At 63.5% G+C, this 16,306-nt stretch carries 16 protein-coding genes and 1 pseudogene; 9 read left to right on the forward strand and 8 right to left on the reverse strand.

Annotation, left to right across the window (positions count from 1 at the left end; translation table 11 throughout):
- Window positions 1–11 precede the first annotated feature (11 nt).
- A complete protein-coding gene (locus tag FJ978_RS28720; RefSeq protein WP_246678219.1) occupies window positions 12–551 on the reverse strand; it encodes a class I SAM-dependent methyltransferase in 540 nt (179 codons plus the stop codon).
- Between the two features lie 314 nt (window positions 552–865).
- Between FJ978_RS28720 and FJ978_RS28725 the strand changes: the two genes are divergently transcribed.
- A complete protein-coding gene (locus tag FJ978_RS28725; protein WP_140576030.1) occupies window positions 866–2,404 on the forward strand; it encodes an alpha/beta hydrolase in 1,539 nt (512 codons plus the stop codon).
- 36 nt (window positions 2,405–2,440) lie between these two features.
- On the opposite strand, the gene plsY is transcribed toward FJ978_RS28725, so the two are convergent.
- Entirely contained in the window at window positions 2,441–3,133 is a 693-nt protein-coding gene (gene plsY / locus FJ978_RS28730; RefSeq protein WP_140576098.1) for a glycerol-3-phosphate 1-O-acyltransferase PlsY, read from the reverse strand.
- A 227-nt stretch (window positions 3,134–3,360) separates the two neighbouring features.
- Here plsY and FJ978_RS28735 point away from each other — a divergent pair, with 227 nt between their 5' ends.
- Together FJ978_RS28735 and FJ978_RS28740 are read left to right on the forward strand one after the other, a co-directional pair.
- Window positions 3,361–4,905 carry an FAD-dependent monooxygenase gene (locus FJ978_RS28735; RefSeq protein ID WP_140576032.1) on the forward strand — a complete coding sequence of 515 codons (1,545 nt, stop codon included), beginning with the start codon at window positions 3,361–3,363 and terminating at the stop codon, window positions 4,903–4,905.
- A 286-nt stretch (window positions 4,906–5,191) separates the two neighbouring features.
- The gene (locus tag FJ978_RS28740) at window positions 5,192–5,878 is read left to right on the forward strand and encodes a glutathione S-transferase family protein (protein WP_181176876.1); all 687 of its coding nucleotides are present in this window, start codon (window positions 5,192–5,194) and stop codon (window positions 5,876–5,878) included.
- Window positions 5,879–6,005: 127 nt separating this feature from the next.
- Here FJ978_RS28740 and FJ978_RS28745 read toward each other — a convergent pair whose 3' ends face one another.
- On the reverse strand, window positions 6,006–6,368 hold the full coding sequence (locus FJ978_RS28745; RefSeq protein WP_041164152.1) for a hypothetical protein: 363 nt from the start codon (window positions 6,366–6,368) through the stop codon (window positions 6,006–6,008).
- A gap of 276 nt (window positions 6,369–6,644) precedes the next feature.
- On the opposite strand from FJ978_RS28745, the gene FJ978_RS28750 reads away from it, so the two are divergent.
- Complete coding sequence (locus tag FJ978_RS28750; RefSeq protein ID WP_140576034.1) at window positions 6,645–7,085, forward strand: hypothetical protein; 441 nt, start codon at window positions 6,645–6,647, stop codon at window positions 7,083–7,085.
- A gap of 4 nt (window positions 7,086–7,089) precedes the next feature.
- Here the strand turns inward: FJ978_RS28750 and FJ978_RS28755 are convergent, their stop codons facing one another.
- Window positions 7,090–8,712 (reverse strand): ABC-F family ATP-binding cassette domain-containing protein, encoded by a 1,623-nt coding sequence (locus FJ978_RS28755; protein WP_140576036.1) that lies wholly within the window; start codon window positions 8,710–8,712, stop codon window positions 7,090–7,092.
- Window positions 8,713–9,022: 310 nt separating this feature from the next.
- Here FJ978_RS28755 and FJ978_RS28760 point away from each other — a divergent pair, with 310 nt between their 5' ends.
- Window positions 9,023–9,280, forward strand: coding sequence for a hypothetical protein (locus FJ978_RS28760; protein WP_318013303.1), 258 nt, complete (start codon window positions 9,023–9,025; stop codon window positions 9,278–9,280).
- Window positions 9,281–9,365: 85 nt separating this feature from the next.
- On the opposite strand, the gene FJ978_RS28765 is transcribed toward FJ978_RS28760, so the two are convergent.
- Together FJ978_RS28765 and FJ978_RS28770 are read right to left on the reverse strand one after the other, a co-directional pair.
- A complete protein-coding gene (locus FJ978_RS28765; protein WP_140576038.1) occupies window positions 9,366–10,457 on the reverse strand; it encodes a transporter substrate-binding domain-containing protein in 1,092 nt (363 codons plus the stop codon).
- A gap of 284 nt (window positions 10,458–10,741) precedes the next feature.
- Window positions 10,742–11,341 (reverse strand): YdeI family protein, encoded by a 600-nt coding sequence (locus FJ978_RS28770; RefSeq protein WP_140576039.1) that lies wholly within the window; start codon window positions 11,339–11,341, stop codon window positions 10,742–10,744.
- Window positions 11,342–11,537: 196 nt separating this feature from the next.
- On the opposite strand from FJ978_RS28770, the gene FJ978_RS28775 reads away from it, so the two are divergent.
- From FJ978_RS28775 to FJ978_RS28790, 4 genes and pseudogenes are all read left to right on the forward strand, one after another.
- Complete coding sequence (locus FJ978_RS28775) at window positions 11,538–11,882, forward strand: VOC family protein (protein WP_140576041.1); 345 nt, start codon at window positions 11,538–11,540, stop codon at window positions 11,880–11,882.
- A gap of 91 nt (window positions 11,883–11,973) precedes the next feature.
- Window positions 11,974–12,585 carry a hypothetical protein gene (locus tag FJ978_RS28780; RefSeq protein WP_140576043.1) on the forward strand — a complete coding sequence of 204 codons (612 nt, stop codon included), beginning with the start codon at window positions 11,974–11,976 and terminating at the stop codon, window positions 12,583–12,585.
- Between the two features lie 115 nt (window positions 12,586–12,700).
- The gene (locus FJ978_RS28785; protein WP_140576045.1) at window positions 12,701–13,312 is read left to right on the forward strand and encodes a hypothetical protein; all 612 of its coding nucleotides are present in this window, start codon (window positions 12,701–12,703) and stop codon (window positions 13,310–13,312) included.
- 206 nt (window positions 13,313–13,518) lie between these two features.
- A pseudogene (locus tag FJ978_RS28790) lies at window positions 13,519–14,236 on the forward strand (SDR family oxidoreductase).
- Between the two features lie 119 nt (window positions 14,237–14,355).
- Here FJ978_RS28790 and FJ978_RS28795 read toward each other — a convergent pair.
- Entirely contained in the window at window positions 14,356–14,826 is a 471-nt protein-coding gene (locus FJ978_RS28795; protein ID WP_140576047.1) for a cupin domain-containing protein, read from the reverse strand.
- A 214-nt stretch (window positions 14,827–15,040) separates the two neighbouring features.
- Window positions 15,041–16,171 carry a sulfite oxidase gene (locus tag FJ978_RS28800; protein ID WP_246678220.1) on the reverse strand — a complete coding sequence of 377 codons (1,131 nt, stop codon included), beginning with the start codon at window positions 16,169–16,171 and terminating at the stop codon, window positions 15,041–15,043.
- Between the last annotated feature and the right edge of the window lie 135 nt (window positions 16,172–16,306).

Below are 16,306 nucleotides of genomic sequence, written 5' to 3' on the forward strand. Positions count from 1 at the left end.
TTCGGCGGCGATCAACCTGTCGGCGCCGCCACGCCGGCGTGGTGGCTCCCCAATTGCCAGAAGGGCAGCGGAAACCGCCTGCGCTCTTCTTCGACCAGGTGGAAGCCCGCCCCCCGGATCAGGCCCAACGGATCGCGGTTGAGGTGACAGCCGCCGGCGAGCCGCCCCCACAGGCGGTTCAGGCGCTCCTGCCACCTGCGGCAGCGCGGCCCCTCGGCCTGGCCGTGCTCGATGAAGATCAGCCGGCCCGTGGGCTTCAGGACGCGCCGGATTTCGCTCAGCGCCGCCTCGGGGTCCGGAATGGTGCAAAAGGCATAGGTGACGACGACCGTGTCGGCACAGGCATCGGCCAATGGCAGGCTTTCGCCGCCGGCCCGCAGGCATTCGACATCGAATGGCGAGGAGCGGCACTTCGGTCCGGCCAGGCCGAGCATCGTGCCGTCGGGATCGACGCCGACCAGCCGCTTCACCCGGGCAGCGTCGTAATAGGGAAGGTTCAAGCCCGACCCGAAGCCGACTTCGACGACGATGCCCTCTGCCCTCGGGATCATGCGCCTTCGCATATGCGCGAACGCATTCGCCGAACAGCCGGCGTGGACGAAGTAGGGAGCAACGCAGCGTGCGTACCAGGAAAGACAGGATTGGCACATGTGTCAGCCTCCCTGCCGTGTGGTTGCGGCACGAACAAGGGTGCCGGCATCGATCTCGAACGTAGAGTGATGGGCGGACGTATTGACCAGTGGCATTTCTCGCTCCAAGGGAGTCTCCTGATCGGGCCCAATCGGCCCGGCGTCGTGGGGTAGATAGAAGGCCGGCGTCCCCTCAACGTCCTCTCAAACCCCTTCGGCGGCCGCACACGGTTTCGATGGAACGATTGACGTTCCGACTTCTGGGGTTTCCGGAGTTCCGCCTGAACGGGCGGCGGGTGGAGCTTGCCTTGCGCAAGGCGGCTGCGCTCCTGGTCTATCTCGCAGAGGCCGGCGGACCTGTGGCGCGCGACGTCGCCGCCACGCTTCTGTGGCCTGAAACCGACGAAGAATCCGCACGGGCACGCCTTCGCCGCATACTGTATAAAATCCGCATCGCTTTCGGCAGCGATGTCATCGCCGCCACCGGAGCATCGCTCGTCCTGCACCCTGAGCTGTCGGTCCAGGTCGACTCCAGCTTTTTCGAACATGCCTGCAATGTCGGTCCCCTCGACGCGGCGGCCGATACATACCAGAGCGACTTTCTCGCCGGCTTCTCAGTCCCGGATTGTCCGGAATTCGAGGAGTGGATCTTCTTCAGGCGCGAGGCCTTGCGCAGCCGCCTGGTGCAGGTGCTGGAACGGCTGGTCGAAGCCAATATCGCCGATGGCGAGCCCCGTGCTGCCGTCGTGAGCGCGACACGCCTGGCCGGACTGGATCCCCTGAGCGAAAGCGCGCACCGTCACCTGATCCGTGCCCATCTGGCGGCCGGAGACAGGGCTGCGGCCGAGCGCCAGGTCGAATCCTGCGTGCGGCTGCTGAGGGATGAACTCGGCGTAGCGCCGGACCCCGCCACCCTTGCCCTGCTGCAGCAGTCAACGCACGATGCCGCCGTCCCCGCAACGCGCTACGTCGAAGTCGACGGCATTCATATCGCCTACCAGATCGTCGGCAGCGGCCCGATCGACATCGTGCTTGTTCCCGGCTTCATTTCGCATGTCGAGCGCGTGTGGGAAGACGGCCGCTGTCGCGCCTGGCTCACTGCGGTTTCGCAGATGGGCCGCCTGATCCTATTCGACCGGCGCGGCATGGGGCTTTCCGACCGCGTCGGCGCCCGCCCCACCGTCGAAGCGACGGCGCAGGATATTCTGGCGGTCATGAATGCGGCCGAAAGCCGCCGGGCCCTGCTCATCGGCGCGTCGGAGGGTGGGCCGGGTTGTATCCGTTTTGCCGTGGATCACCCCGATCGCCTCAGCGGCCTTGTCCTTTGGGGCTCGCTCGCGAAAGGCAGCCACGCGCCCGACTATCCCTTCGCCCTGACCGCCGCGCAATATGATCTGTGGAAGCGAGGCCTGCTCGCCGGCTGGGGTGGTCCGGCGGAGATCGAAACCTTCGCGCCGAGTCTCGCCAGTGACCTCCAGGTTCGGACCTGGTGGGCCGGACTGCTCAGGGCTGCCTCCAGTCCCGGCGCGGTCGCGGGCCTGTTGGAGGCGCTGCGCGATACCGATGTCCGTCATCTCCTGGCAAAGGTTTCGGCTCGGACGATGGTGCTGCACCGCGCCGGCGACCGCGCCGTGCGCGTCGAGGCCGGGCGGTTCCTCGCCGCCAGGATCCCGGGCGCACGGTTCATCGAGGTCGCCGGTCACGACCACTGGTTCTGGGTCGGCGACCAACAGCCACTGCTCGACAGCATCGCTGCGTTTGCGCGAAGCGGCTGATTGGCAAAGTCGCGCATTCGTTCGCCGTCGTAACCCCTAGCTGTTGTTGTTCGGAAGCGTCTCTTCGCCCTGTATGGAGGTCAGGCTGCTTTGCCCAAGGCGAGGCTCCGTCCCGTCAAGCAGCCGCCGGATGTTGGCGCGATGGCGTGCGATCACGTAGAGGCCGCCCGCGATCACCAGCAGCCGATAGGCCAAGGGCTGCTCCATGCCGCAGACAAGCGCGATCGCGGTCAACGCCGCCAGCATCGAACTCAGCGAGACAATCCTGGAAATAGCCAGTACCGCGCCAAACACCGTCGCGGCACCCAGACCGATCGGCCAGGACAACGCCAAGAGCACGCCCAGGCCCGTCGCGGCGGATTTGCCGCCGGTGAAATTCAACCAGATCGAACGGCCATGCCCCAGCAGCACGGCAAGTCCGGCAAGGCAGACGGCCCAGGGCACGAAGCTCCGCGGATCAAGCTCCGCCGGAGGTGTCAGGAGCGGCAATGTATAAAGCCAGCGGGCAAAGGCGATCGCCGCCACGCCTTTCAGCACATCGACCAGCAGCACCACCAAGGCGGGCCCTTTTCCCAACATTCGCAACACGTTGGTCGCGCCGGTTGATCTGGAGCCATGCTCGCGTATGTCGATCCCCTTGAGCAGCTTCCCCGCCAGGTAGCCCGTGGGTATGGACCCGAAGAGATAAGCGATCGCCAATCCAGCCACGCTCGCTATCCAGAAAACCATCGTCTCATCCTGTTGCGTATCGATCACGTCACCCTTATACAGCCGCTGTCGGAAAAGGCAGGGTTGGTTTGGTAAGCCCAACTCCTCTCGGTGACGAGAGCTCTGGTCTTTGGCTTCGTGCACGAGATCCCCGCGACGAACATCGGACGCTATTGCGCCCCATCGTTCGTCCGTGTGGAACTCAACTCGAGGAACGCTCCGGTCGAACATCGACCAAGGAGCAGTTCATGCACAGCCACCACTCGAATCCCTATGATGTCGTGATTGCCGGCGCCGGTCCGGTCGGTCTTTTTCTCGCCTGCGAGCTTCGCCTCGCGAGCCTCTCTGTCCTTGTGCTGGAGCAGGCCGAGGATCCCGGCTCTGCGTTGAAGCGGCTCCCCTTCGGTATGCGCGGCCTGACGGTGCCCACCATCGAGGCGTTTCACCGTCGCGGCCTGCTGGAAGACATTGCGCCGCCCACCAATGATGGCTCCGGCGGCGGCAAATTGGCCGACGCGCACTGGATGCAGCAGCAGCGCCGACCCGGCGGCCACTTCGCCGGCATCCAGTTCTACCTCGACGCCATCGACAGCTCGAAATGGCCATACCGCCTGCCCGGCTCGGCGGGCACCAGCATGGCCGTCGAGATGGAGCATCTCGAAACCGCGCTTGCCGCACGCGCAAGCGCGATGGGCGTCGAGATCAGGCGTGGCCTCGGCGTCGAAGCCCTTGAGCAGTCGGACGAACATCTGACCATCCGCGCCGGCGGCGAGACCTTTCGAGCATGCTGGCTCGTCGGTTGCGATGGCGGCCGCAGCACGGTTCGCAAGCTTGGCGGCTTTGCCTTCACCGGCACCGATCCCGAATTCACCGGTTATTCCCTTGAGGTCGAAATGGTCGACCCGGACAGGCTGAGCCTTGGCCGCCATTACACGCCGACGGGCATGTACACCTACTCGCGGCCAGGCACCATCGCGATGGTCGAGTTCGACGGCGGTGCCTTCCACCGGACGGAGCCGATCACCCTCGAGCATGTGCAGGCAGTGCTGCGCCGCGTGTCCGGCACGGACGTCACCTTGACGGCGCTGCGGCTCGCCACCACCTGGACCGATCGCGCCTACCAGGCGACCGCCTACCGCAACGGCCGGGTGCTGCTTGCCGGCGACGCCGCGCACATCCATTCCCCGCTGGGCGGCCAGGGCCTCAATCTCGGACTTGGCGATGCCATGAACCTCGGCTGGAAGCTTGGCGCCACCCTTCGCGGCGACGCGCCGGTCGGCCTGCTCGACAGCTATTTCGATGAGCGGCATCCGGTTGGCGCGCAGGTTCTCGACTGGTCGCGCGCCCAGGTCGCACTGATGCGGCCAAGCCGCAGTTCGCGCGCGCTTGAAGCCATTATCCGCGATCTCATCGACACGCGCGACGGCGCGACCTATTTCGCCGAGCGCGTGTGGGGTATTTCGCTGCGCTACGACCTCGGCGGCAACCATCCGCTGGTCGGCCGCAGCGCACCAGACTTCGAACTGGCCGACGGGACGAAGCTCGGCGAACGCTTGAGAAGCGGGCGAGGCCTGCTTCTGGACTTCGATGCCCACCCTGCCCTGCAATCGCTTGCGAACCGCTGGAGCGGGCGCATCACCTATGTCGCCGTCGACGCCAGGGAGCGACTGGGCCTGAGCGCCCTGCTCGTGCGCCCGGATGGCTTCGTCGCCTGGGCCGCAGATGCAGAGCCCGACCTTGAGGAGCTGAGCCGGACCGCGTCACGATGGTTTGGCGACGCGGCGACACCGTAATCTCCCCCCTCGTGGGGGAGATGGCCGGCAGGCCAGAGGGGGGCGCGAAGGAACGTCAACCTCTCTTTGCCGGGCACTGCGTTCGCATGTGGCAGACCCGACGAAGCAAGCGTGAGAGCATTGCAGATTGGGGACAGGATCGCGGGGCAGCGCCCCCCTCTGTCCTGCCGGACATCTCCCCCACAAGAGGGGAGATCGGCAGCTTCGGTGCCGCCCTTCACCCCATGGCTGAAAAACGAGGATGGCCTGTCGGAAGTGACATCGCTCGTTCGTCCTTTGGGTACGAGTGACAGAAGCATACCCGACCAACCTCCCGGAGCCTGCCAATGACCCCACCATCACAGCCTTTGAACGATCGCCCGATGGCGGCAAGGGACTGGCGCGCGATACGCGCGTTCGCTGGGCGCTCGAAGAGGTGGGGCAGCCCTATGAGGTTCGTCTCGTTTCCTTCGCGCAGATGAAGGCACCCGAGCATCTGGCCATCCATCCCTTCGGCCAGATCCCCACCTATGAGGAAGGACCTCTGCGCCTGTTCGAGACCGGTTCGATCGTCTTTCATCTTGCCGAGCGGCATGCCGGTCTGCTGCCTGGGGATGGCGATGCCCGCGCGCGTGCCATCACCTGGATGTTTGCCGCGCTCAACACCGTCGAGCCGCCGATCCTCGAATTGATGACGGCAAGAATATTCGAACGTGACAAGCCTTGGAGCGAAGAGCGCCTGCCGCTGGTAAAGGACCGTGTTCGCGCGACGCTGGACAAGCTCTCTGTTCACCTGGGCGCCGCCGACTGGCTCGATGGTGCGTTCAGCGCCGGCGATCTGTTGATGGTATCGGTGCTGCTGCGACTGAGAATGTCAGGCATTTTGGACGAGTATCAAAACCTGGCCGCCTATGTGGCGCGCGGGGAAGCTCGGCCCGCTTACATCAGGGCTTTCGCCGCGCAATTTGCGGTCAACGCCCCGTCAATCAGCTGAAACACCAATGCCCGGTGCTTCCAGCTTGACCGCTTTTGGCGTCAACCTCCCTCCCAGGCTGACCAGATGTCCGCAACGAACGACGCGCCGTCAACAGCCGCCTTCGTGCTCCGCGATGAAAGTGTGTCTATGGATATTTCGTCTGTGCGCTCGCGGGGCTGAAATCGCCTTCCAATTCCTTCGGCAGCGGAAGGCTTGAGCATTGTAGGTGCACCTCGCGGGCGAACAGCTTCCGTTGCTTCTGTTCGTGCTCCTTGGTGGCCGCGATGATTCCCAACCCGTACGGGCCAAGCGCGACGAATTCCCAGCCCGGATGGAGCTTTTCACGCGCCTGATAGTCCGAAGCCGCCGCCCGCGCCTGCTGGCATTGCGGCGACGCCCATTTCTGGTCCTGCTGAGAAAGCGACGCCCCGTAGTCAACCGGCGAGGTCGCGCATCCAGCCAGCGTCGCGGCCAATGCGGACGTCGCAATACCCATCGCAATTCTCATCCTGAAGCTCTTCCCCTGAATCGCACCTTGAATCGCATCATCTTAAATTCCGCGCGATCGTGGCTGGCCGGCGCCTCCGCCTTGCCAATCACGTATACGCGAAGTCCCGCCCTGGCGCTTGCCATAGACCTCGCTTCGTGTCGATCTTCTAGCAGCCAGATTCAGGCCGTGTGCTTGGAACCAAATGACGGGCGAGACTGTTCAGTTGTAACTTTGATATGACGCTGACAGCCCCGCCGGTTGGGCCAAGCGGCGGCCTTCTGAGGAGCTTTCATCATGAACATTTCGTCCGGATTGCGTTCCATCGCGGTTGCCGCCATCGCCACCGCGGGCATCAGCTTTGCCAGTGCCGCGCATGCCGACAGCGGCACGATCCGCTTCGCCGTCTACAAGGCCGCCATCTTCATCGGCGGCTCTGGCGGCGAAGGCACGCTGACCTTCCATGGCAAAAGCTATCCCATCTCGGTCGGCGCCGTCTCGGGCGGCCTCGCCTTCGGCGTTTCCAAGACCTATTTCCGAGGCACCGTGCGCCATATCCGGCGCGCCCGGGATGTGACCGGGGTCTATGGTGCGGCGGGCGGTGGCGGCGCGATCGGCAAAGGCGCCCAGGTGATCGTCATGACCAATGACAAGGGCGCCCAGCTCGAACTCACAGGCAGGCAGGTGGGCATGCAGGTCAACGCCGATCTCAGCGGCATGAGCATCTCGCTGAAGTAGCGGCCTACCCCCTCAGCCCGGGCGCCTCCTGCCCCGTGCGCTCGACATATTCGGTGTAGCCGCCACCATAGGTGTGGATGCCCTCGGGCGTCAGCTCCAGCACCCGGTTGGACAGGGCCGCGAGAAAATGGCGGTCGTGCGAGACGAACAGCATGGTGCCTTCATACTGCGACAGCGCCTCGATCAGCATCTGCTTGGTGGCGATGTCGAGGTGGTTGGTCGGCTCGTCCAGCACCAGGAGGTTGGGCGGATCGAACAGCATCAGCGCCATCACCAGCCGCGCCTTCTCGCCGCCTGACAGCACCCGGCACTTCTTCTCGATCTCGTCGCCCGAAAAGCCGAAACAGCCGGCGAGCGCGCGGAGCGGCGCCTGTCCGGCCTGCGGGAAATTGTCTTCCAGCGTCTGGAACACGGTGCGCTCGCCTTCGAGCAGCTCCATGGCGTGCTGGGCGAAATAACCCATTTTCACGCTAGGCCCCCGCGCCACCGTGCCCGTGTCGGGATCCGAAGCGCCCGCCACCAGCTTCAGCAGCGTCGACTTGCCGGCGCCGTTGACACCCATGATGCACCAGCGCTCGCGGCGGCGGACCTGGAAGTCGAGCCCGTCATAGATGGTACGACTGCCATACGCCTTGTGCACGTTCTTCAAGGTCACGACGTCCTCGCCGCAGCGCGGCGCCGGCTGGAATTCGAAATTCACGATCTGGCGGCGCTTGGGCGGCTCGACGCGGTCGATCTTGTCGAGCTTCTTCACGCGGCTCTGCACCTGTGCGGCATGGGAAGCGCGCGCCTTGAAGCGTTCGATGAAGGCGATCTCCTTGGCCAGCATCGCCTGCTGGCGCTCGAACTGCGCCTGCTGCTGCTTGTCGGCGATGGCACGCTGCTGCTGGTAGAACTCATAGTTTCCCGAATAAGCGGTCAGCGAACCGGCATCGATCTCGACGATCTTGTTGACGATGCGGTTCATGAACTCGCGGTCATGCGAAGTCATCAGCAGCGCGCCGTCGTAGCCCTTCAGGAATTGTTCCAGCCAGATCAGGCTTTCCAGGTCGAGATGGTTCGACGGCTCGTCAAGCAGCATGACGTCGGGCCGCATCAACAGGATACGCGCCAGCGCGACGCGCATCTTCCAGCCGCCGGACAGCTTGCCGACATCGCCGTCCATCATCTCCTGGGAAAAGCCGAGGCCGTCGAGCACCTCACGCGCCCGGCCGTCGAGCGCATAGCCGTCGAGCTCCTCGAAGCGATGCTGCGCCTCTCCGTACTTCTCGATGATCTCGTCCATCCGGTCGGCCTGGTCGGGATCGGCCATGGCAGCCTCGAGTTCCGCCATTTCGGCCGCCACGTCGCTCACCGGCCCGGCGCCGTTCATCACTTCGGCGACAGCACTATGGCCCGCCATGTCGCCGACATCCTGGCTGAAATAGCCGATGGTGACGCCGCGATCGACCTGCACCTGGCCCTCGTCCGGCTGCTCCTGGCTGGTGATCATGCGAAACAGCGTCGTCTTGCCGGCGCCATTGGGCCCGACAAGACCGATCTTCTCGCCCTTCTGCAGGGAGGCCGACGCCTCGATGAAGACAAGCTGACGGCCATTCTGCTTGCTGATGCTTTCAAGTCTGATCATGCGGGTTTCCGGACTGTGCCTGCGCTGAAAGGATTTGCCCGGCGCCTTACGCGAAGGATAGCGGCAAAGGAAGAGGCAGAAGCGCCGCATACAGCCGATCTCCCCCCTTGTGGGGGAGATCGGCGGCTTCACGCCAGAAACACTCCAGAAACAAGATTCAACACGCCGGAAAAACTGGCGAAAAGATCGTCTGCGATAACCATCCCGTGGCAGCCGGACAGCGGCCGCCACTCGGCGCAATGAGATGATCCCGAAAATGCAACGACGTTCAACCCGATGGATGGTTGCCCTCGCGGGCGTTTCGCTCACCATGCTTGTGGTCGCACAGTCGGGTGCGGAAGCGGCGGTGACCCGGAGCGAATATTGCAGCCGGCTCGGTCTTCAACTCGACAGCGCCATCCAGACCCAAGCCGAACCCGGCGCCAATGCCAGTGAGATCGCCGAGGCAACGGCGCTCCAGGACAAGGCGAACCGGTTCTGTGCCGAGCGCAAGCAGGCGCAAGGCATTCGGGCCTATGCCAACGCCCTGAAACTTCTTGGCGTGACACCGGTCGACCTCAACCAGTGACAGCATCCTCCCGGGAAAAGGCCGCCACGCGCAGAACGCGAGGGCGGCTTTTTCTTGGGCAATGCCCGGTGTCGGTTCCTCCCGGCTATTTCTCGCCCAGATACTGGAAGACGGCCTGCTTCCACCAATCGCTCTCCATGGTCTGCAGCAGGGTGACATCGAGAGGCTTGCGCAATTTGCTGCCGAGCGGCAGCGCGATGGCATATTGCTGCTGGTCGAAGGTCGCGTCGAGAACCTGCAGGCTCGTCGCGTAGTTCTGCCCGACCAGCCAGCCGAGCAGCGGCTTGTCGTGGACCAGCGCATCGACCTTGCCGGCGCGCAGCGCGTCGAGCCCTTGCTGGATGGTGGCGAAGTCCTGATGGCGGATCTGCGTCGAATCCAGGTAGGACGCCGTCGAGGAGTTCTGCACGGCACCCACCCTGACCGCGGCGAGGTCGCTTTCGCCCTGCACCATCCCTTCCATCTGCGTCACCGTCAGCACCGACGTGACGCCAGCGGTGAACACCGCGATCACGATGATCGATCCCATCATCCAGAGTGCGGCCAGCACGCGCCCCGGCACGATTCGCGGGCCGAAGTCGCCGGTGCTGGCCTGCGTCGCGGCGATGGTCGACCACCACATGCTGGAAAACAGGCCCTTTGCGACGCCACCGCCGAAATCATCATTGTGGCGGCGCTCGAACATCCAGATCAGCACGCCGACCACGACGGAGATGACGATCAGCGCCAGCACCGCCTGCAGGAAGCCGAACGAGGTCAGCGCGCGCATCACCGGCCGCCATGAAGGCTGGTTGTTGAGCGGCGTCGCGATGCCGAGCCCGGTCGTGAAAAAGGGCTGCGTGAAATCGACCGCCTTTTCGCGGTCGGCCGTGACCGTGATCGCCGCCATCGCCGCATCGAACTTGCCGCTGACGACGCCATCGATCTGATCCTGCACGGTCGGCACTTCGACATAGCGGAAACGAAGCTTGAGCCGCCCGGCTATTTTCTGCCAGAGGTCGATGCTCAATCCGGACCAGGTGCCGTCCTGCAGCTTGAAGGCGAAGGGCGGCGCGGCCTTTATCCCAATCGATATCTCTTTCGTCGACAGGTCGGCGGGCAAGGATAGGTCGGGGGACGTCTGGGCGGCGGCGCCGGTTCCGACGCAGGCGACGATGGCCATGAGAAACAACGCCATCGTCCACGAAGCAACTCTTCTCAACGGCAACGACTCCAGGCAACCGCCGCACGATCGTCGCGGCGCTGGAAAAGGTAACGGCCACGCCGCCCTTCGTCCACCGGCCATGTCGGTGTCACCAGTCGGCGATGTGCAATGGCCTGTCAGCGATCCGGGGGCCTGGCAGCGATCCGGGCAAAAACAGGCAGTTAGGGCGGTTTCGCGATTCAAATGGTGAACCGCCCCCCACAAAGCCGGGCCGCATCGGTACCACCGGCTTTGCCCGCATCCAGATGCCTGAACGCCTATTTCTTGCCCTGCGGATGGATCGTCTCGCCACGCTTCAGCATCGCGACGAAGGTCTCGATCTTCTTTTTGCGGCCAGCCTCGGTCTTCATGTTGTGGGTGCGGAAGGCGAGCGCGAAGCGGTTCTGCGCGCTGAGTTTTTCCAGCATCGCCTTCGCGGCCGGCTCGGCGTCGATCGCCGCCCGCAGATCGTCGGGGATCTTCATCTCCCGGCTGCCGCCATAGGCCCGCGCCCAGCGCCCATCGGCCTTGGCTGCCTCGACCTGTTTCAGCCCATGCTCTGTCATGCGACCCTCCTCGATGAGCCGTGCGACATTGTCGATGTTGATCTTGCTCCAGATGCTCTTCCTGCCACGCGGCGTATAGCGCTGCAGGAAGCTTTTCTCATCCAGCCCCTTGCGCACCGCGTCGACCCAGCCGAAGCACAGCACGACATCGATGGCTTCCTTCGGCGTGATCGACCTCAGCCCCGAACCCACCTTGTGCACCTTTATCCACACCTCGGTTTCCGTGGCATGGTGCTGGCCGAGCCAGGCGTAGAAGCTGGCCGCGTCGGGGAACTCCCGGACCTTGTCCGGATCGACCTTGACCGGCGCCATCAGCGGGCCTGTCCATTCAATGCGAATGTCATTTGTGCCACCATGTCGCCTGCCACCATCGTCACCTCATCGGCCAGCATCATGGCACAACCCACGGCCAGTTTTCGTCAGCAGCCGACGCATCGGCGCCAGTCAGCGGAACGCACCACCCATCGCCGCGTTCCGGCATCAGTGCAACCGCCGGATGGAGGTTCCAATGGCGATCCAGACGATTTTCGCCCATGTCAGCTGCTCCAATCTCGAGGCCAGCATCGAATGGTACGAAAAACTCTTCGGCAAGGCGCCACAGCGCCGGCCGATGCCTGGGCTGGCCGAGTGGCAGTTCAGCGACAGCGCCGAGGTGCAGCTCTTCGAGGACAAGCACAAGGCCGGCACCTCGACGCTGACGCTCGGTGTGCTGCCGCTGGCGCCCGAACGGCTGAGGCTGGTGGATGCGGGCCTCGAACCCGGTCCTATCGAGAAAGCCGACCATTTCTGGATCATGCGCATTCGCGACCCCGACGGGAACCTGATGGTGTTTGCCAGCGCGGAACGCGACTAGCACACTTGCCATCCTTCCAGGGGAAAGGGGGCGCTGGCGCCTCCTCGCGCTGTGCTGTACCAAAGCGGGTATCACTGTCGGGGAACGCGCCATGAAATGTCTGCTCCTCGCTTTTGTCCTCGCGCTCCCCGCAACTGCCCTCGCCGAACCGATCGAAACCCAAAAAATCATCACCGCGGCCACCGGCGACTGGAACGGCGACGGCGCCATCGACCTGGCGATGATCGTCGAGACGGAACCCGGCGCTGCCATGGACATGCATTTTTTCCTCAGGGACAAGGAACACAATTTTCTCAAACCTGCCGGCATCGTGCAGGAGCAGATGTATGGCGAATGGAACGGCTACGACCGGCCAGGCTATGAGGCGTCCTACATCGAGCCGGAGCTGACCGCGCTGCCAAACGGCTCGATCAAGCTCGACATACCGGGGATACCGTCCAACGGCGCGCGGACCGACCAGACGCTGACGATCGCCTGGCGCAACAATGGCTTCGTCGTCGCCGGCTTTGCCTATGACTATCATGACTACATGAAGGACAATGTCGCCAGCGACTGCGACTACAATCTGCTGACCGGCAAGGGCAAAAGCAGCAAGATGCAGCCGGATGGCACCCGTATGCACAGGACCGTGGCGGTGGAAGGAAAGGTGGTGCCATTCGCCGAGTGGGATAGCGGGGCCAGCTTTACCGATTGCGGAGAATGAGCAGCCTTGCGCTTCGTTGCGCAAGGCAACGCATGACCGCCGCCCTGCTGTAAAATCCCGCAAGACCTGCGATGGTCCTCTTGGACGCGTCTCCCTCCCACCCTCGGAACACGCCATGCGATACCTGCTCTTCGCTCTTGCTTTCCTGCTCCCCACTACGGCGCTGGCCGAACCGATCGAAACCCAGAAGATCATCACCGCGCTGACCGGTGACTTCAACGGCGACGGTGCGCCGGACCTTGCCATGGTGATCGAGACCGAGCCCTCCGATCCGATGGACATCCATTTCTTCCTCAGGGACAAGGAGCACAATTACCTCAAGCCGGTCGAAACCGTGCACGAACAGATCGGTGGCGAGTGGAACGGTTACGACCGGCCGGGCTACGAGAACTCCGACACCGAGCCGGAACTGACGATGCTGCCCAACGGCTCGATCAAATTCTATCTGCCGGCACCGCCAGTCGGCAGCGAACGCACCAACCAGGCGCTGACCATCGCCTACCGCAACGGCACCTTCATCGTTGCCGGCTTCGCCTACGATTCGCAGGATTACCTCAAGGAGAATGTCGCCAGCGCCTATGACTACAATGTGCTGACCGGCGAGGGCGCCTGCTCGAAGCAGCAGCCGGACGGCAGCACGAAGCACAAGACCGTGTCGGCCGAAGGCCGGATCGTCGCCTTCAAGGACTGGAATTCGGGCGACGCCTTCACCGCCTGCCAGGAATAAGCGGCGCCCCGCCCTCCGGCCGGGGTCAGACCGGTGGCAGCGCTGCGGTGTTTGTCGTCTGGGACAGCCCTGGTGCGCTGAACGAGACCGCTGCGCGGCTGGCATTATCGGCATCTCCGATAACACCATCGGTTTCTTCCGTTTCCCCTTGGCGCCCTGGCCTGCCAATCCCCTGCCCTTGTCCCTCCAAGCAAAGGCAGAGCGAAATGAGCATTCCGAACCAGAAAATCCTGATCGTCGGCGGCGGCTCCGGCATGGGCTTGGCACTGGCCAGGCGTTGTGTTGAGGCCGGTGCGGAAGTCGTCATCGCCGGACGAGGTGAGCAGAGATTGCAAGAGGCGCGCCAGGCGTTGGGCGGCCCCGCCAATCTGGATGTGGCCGCTGTCGACCTCACGCAGGAAGACCAGGTCACAGCCCTTTTCCAGCGCGTCGGCGGGCTCGACCACATCGTCAGCACCGCCGCCGACATCGAAGGCGCCTACCGTCTGCTGCCGGAGCTTGACCTAGAGGCGGCGCTACGCGTGGTCGAGAGCAAGCTCTTCGGTCCGCTGCTGCTGGCCAAGCATGGTGCGCCACAACTTACACCTGCCGGCTCGATGACTTTCGTTTCCGGCATCGCCGCCTACCGCCCGGCCGCACGCGGCTCGGTCGTTGCCGCTGTCAATGCCGCGCTCGAAGGGCTGGTGCGGGCGCTGGCGGTGGAACTCGCGCCCATCCGCGTCAACGCCGTGTCGCCCGGCTGGGTCGACACCACGATCTGGACGCAGGTCGCCGGCGACAACAAGGCCGAAATGCTTGGTGCGATGGCCGAGCGGCTGCCCGTCGGGCGGATCGGCCAGCCCGAATGCCATCGCCTTCCTGATCGGCAACGGCTTCACGACGGGAACGACGCTGCATGTCGAGGGCGGGCATCGGCTGGTTTAGTTTGAAAATCCGCTCGGACCCACAGCCTGAGTCCCACTTTGGGTATCCACTTCAACCTGCCTCGGCTATGGCACCCCGCCGCCGAGCGCGGCGGGGGTAGTTCGATCTAAGCCCTCGAACTATTTCGTCTTTCGAGGATCGTCGGCTGGATTAATGTACTTTATGCCCCACGGGCCATTAGTGGTGAGCTGGAGTACCGTCTCTTCGTCGAAATAAGCAAAATGCGCCATGCCCGGCGGCAAAGCGAAATAGCTGCCCGCAGGAATTGCTTTGGCGGTGCTCCGGTCGGCGGTCTCGCCCATGCCAAGATTAACGGTTCCCGATATTACTGTGTCAACTTCAAGCCCTGGATGCGTGTGGGGCGCGATCGCATACCCAGCCGGCAATTTAAGCCGAAGGGCAAACGGACCTTCTTTGGTCGGATCGCCGTACAGGATTGCCAACTGTGCTCCAGCAGGGAGCGTTTTGGGTCCAGGACCCCACTTAACCTCGCTGGGAGTGATCACAGTGCGCGCGTCCTCTGCCGAAGCAAAGGGGGCGATTGCGCAGGATACGATCCAGCCGACTGCAAGTAGCGATGCAACTTTCATGGTAGCCTCCCGTCTAAGCGGGCTACCCATTCCGGCGGCGTGCCGGGTTGGGCTCGCCAAAACTGTTCAGAGTAGGTCCGCGCGCCACGCCTACGCAAGCGATTTGTCGGCTCAGTATCGCCGCTGCCCTCGGCGAAAGCGCACGCGAGTCTCGCGCATGCGCTTCGCCCAAGAATCTCGAGCACGGCTTCTCAAACGATGTTGACGTGCCGCGTTACCTGGCCATTGCTTTCCCAGTACGCTTCTTGGCGATGATGGGATCGTCCATTGCGGGTTGGACCTGCCCTCCAGTGCTAACCGCACGCGAGGTGACGGTGTGCTCCCCGGCAGAGGGCTTGGGCCAGTCGACGGACCACATCTTCCAGGCGAAGTCCGCCTTGTCGGTGTCGTCGATTGTCGCTCGCATCCACGGCCCGTCGTCGACTTTCACCTCGACCCGGTCGATGGGCCCGCCCCAGGCGGCGCCGACAATACGATAGTCATTGCTGATATGAGTGACCCGGGCCGGTGCCGATTTCAACCGCGCCCGCCCGACAGAAGTTTCCACCCATACTGTCTCTCCGTTGTGATCTTCCTCGCGGAGCGTGACGTAGTCGCGTCCCATGAAACGGTTCTCGAAGCGCTGGTCGCGCACGTCGATACGCTGAAGCCATTTCGCGTTCGCGATCCCATACCAGCCGGGCGCTATCAGCCGCAACGGGAAGCCATTGTCAGGGGGCAAGGGAGTACCGTTCATCTCATAACAAAGGATGTTTTTGGGATCCATGGCGTCGGCGAGCGACATGCTGCGGGCGAAATTCTGCGTGAACTTGACATCGTCGGCTCGCTTGATTTCCCCTTTATCAGCACCCCAAAAAACAACCTCGATACCACTGTCAAGGACCCCCGCCTCGTTAAGGATCGGGGCCAGCGGCGTGCCGGCCCAGCGCGCATTGCCGATGCCGCCGTTGAAAAACGGCAGGCCGGTATTACCCGAACACTCGACCGTGAACGTAACTTCCTGACGTGGGCGAGCCTTAATGTCGGCGAGTGTTAGCGCTGTCGGCTTGTTGACCAGACCACTGATTTCGAGTTTCCACTTGCTTTCGTCGATGACCGGACGGTTGAAATGCGCGATTGAAAAGAACCTGTCGTTGGGCGTCACCCAGGAATCGAGATCCTCCCAGACAAGCTGATTTTTGATGACCTCTGGAACCGGGTTTGGCGGGAGCTGATCGAGCCATTTGATGACTTTCTCGCCGGCCCGAGTTGGAAAAGCGTGGGCAACCCGTGATTGAAAGAACGCCAATGCCGCGAGAGCCGCGCCGCCTTGACCGATGAATTCACGTCTCGGAAGATGATGCATGATGACTTCTCCTCCAGTGAAAAGTTTGAGATCTCCTTCAGTGATGAATGCAATAGCGGCCGAAGTCGCGCTAGGAGAGGCCGGCCGAGGTGGCAATTGTGTGAGAGCGCACGGAATAGACCTAGAAGCGCGCTT

The sequence above is a fragment of the Mesorhizobium sp. B1-1-7 genome (assembly GCF_006442705.1).
GTDB lineage: Bacteria > Pseudomonadota > Alphaproteobacteria > Rhizobiales > Rhizobiaceae > Mesorhizobium > Mesorhizobium opportunistum.

Bases quoted from the DNA above. Each gene is read 5' to 3' on its own strand.
- FJ978_RS28720 (WP_246678219.1), bottom strand. From the start codon at position 551: ATGATCCCGAGGGCAGAGGGCATCGTCGTCGAAGTCGGCTTCGGGTCG.
- FJ978_RS28725 (WP_140576030.1), top strand. From the start codon at position 866: ATGGAACGATTGACGTTCCGACTTCTGGGGTTTCCGGAGTTCCGCCTG.
- plsY (WP_140576098.1), bottom strand. From the start codon at position 3,133: ATGGTTTTCTGGATAGCGAGCGTGGCTGGATTGGCGATCGCTTATCTC.
- FJ978_RS28735 (WP_140576032.1), top strand. From the start codon at position 3,361: ATGCACAGCCACCACTCGAATCCCTATGATGTCGTGATTGCCGGCGCC.
- FJ978_RS28745 (WP_041164152.1), bottom strand. From the start codon at position 6,368: ATGAGAATTGCGATGGGTATTGCGACGTCCGCATTGGCCGCGACGCTG.
- FJ978_RS28750 (WP_140576034.1), top strand. From the start codon at position 6,645: ATGAACATTTCGTCCGGATTGCGTTCCATCGCGGTTGCCGCCATCGCC.
- FJ978_RS28755 (WP_140576036.1), bottom strand. From the start codon at position 8,712: ATGATCAGACTTGAAAGCATCAGCAAGCAGAATGGCCGTCAGCTTGTC.
- FJ978_RS28760 (WP_318013303.1), top strand. From the start codon at position 9,023: ATGCTTGTGGTCGCACAGTCGGGTGCGGAAGCGGCGGTGACCCGGAGC.
- FJ978_RS28765 (WP_140576038.1), bottom strand. From the start codon at position 10,457: ATGGCGTTGTTTCTCATGGCCATCGTCGCCTGCGTCGGAACCGGCGCC.
- FJ978_RS28770 (WP_140576039.1), bottom strand. From the start codon at position 11,341: ATGGCGCCGGTCAAGGTCGATCCGGACAAGGTCCGGGAGTTCCCCGAC.
- FJ978_RS28775 (WP_140576041.1), top strand. From the start codon at position 11,538: ATGGCGATCCAGACGATTTTCGCCCATGTCAGCTGCTCCAATCTCGAG.
- FJ978_RS28780 (WP_140576043.1), top strand. From the start codon at position 11,974: ATGAAATGTCTGCTCCTCGCTTTTGTCCTCGCGCTCCCCGCAACTGCC.
- FJ978_RS28785 (WP_140576045.1), top strand. From the start codon at position 12,701: ATGCGATACCTGCTCTTCGCTCTTGCTTTCCTGCTCCCCACTACGGCG.
- FJ978_RS28795 (WP_140576047.1), bottom strand. From the start codon at position 14,826: ATGAAAGTTGCATCGCTACTTGCAGTCGGCTGGATCGTATCCTGCGCA.
- FJ978_RS28800 (WP_246678220.1), bottom strand. From the start codon at position 16,171: ATGCATCATCTTCCGAGACGTGAATTCATCGGTCAAGGCGGCGCGGCT.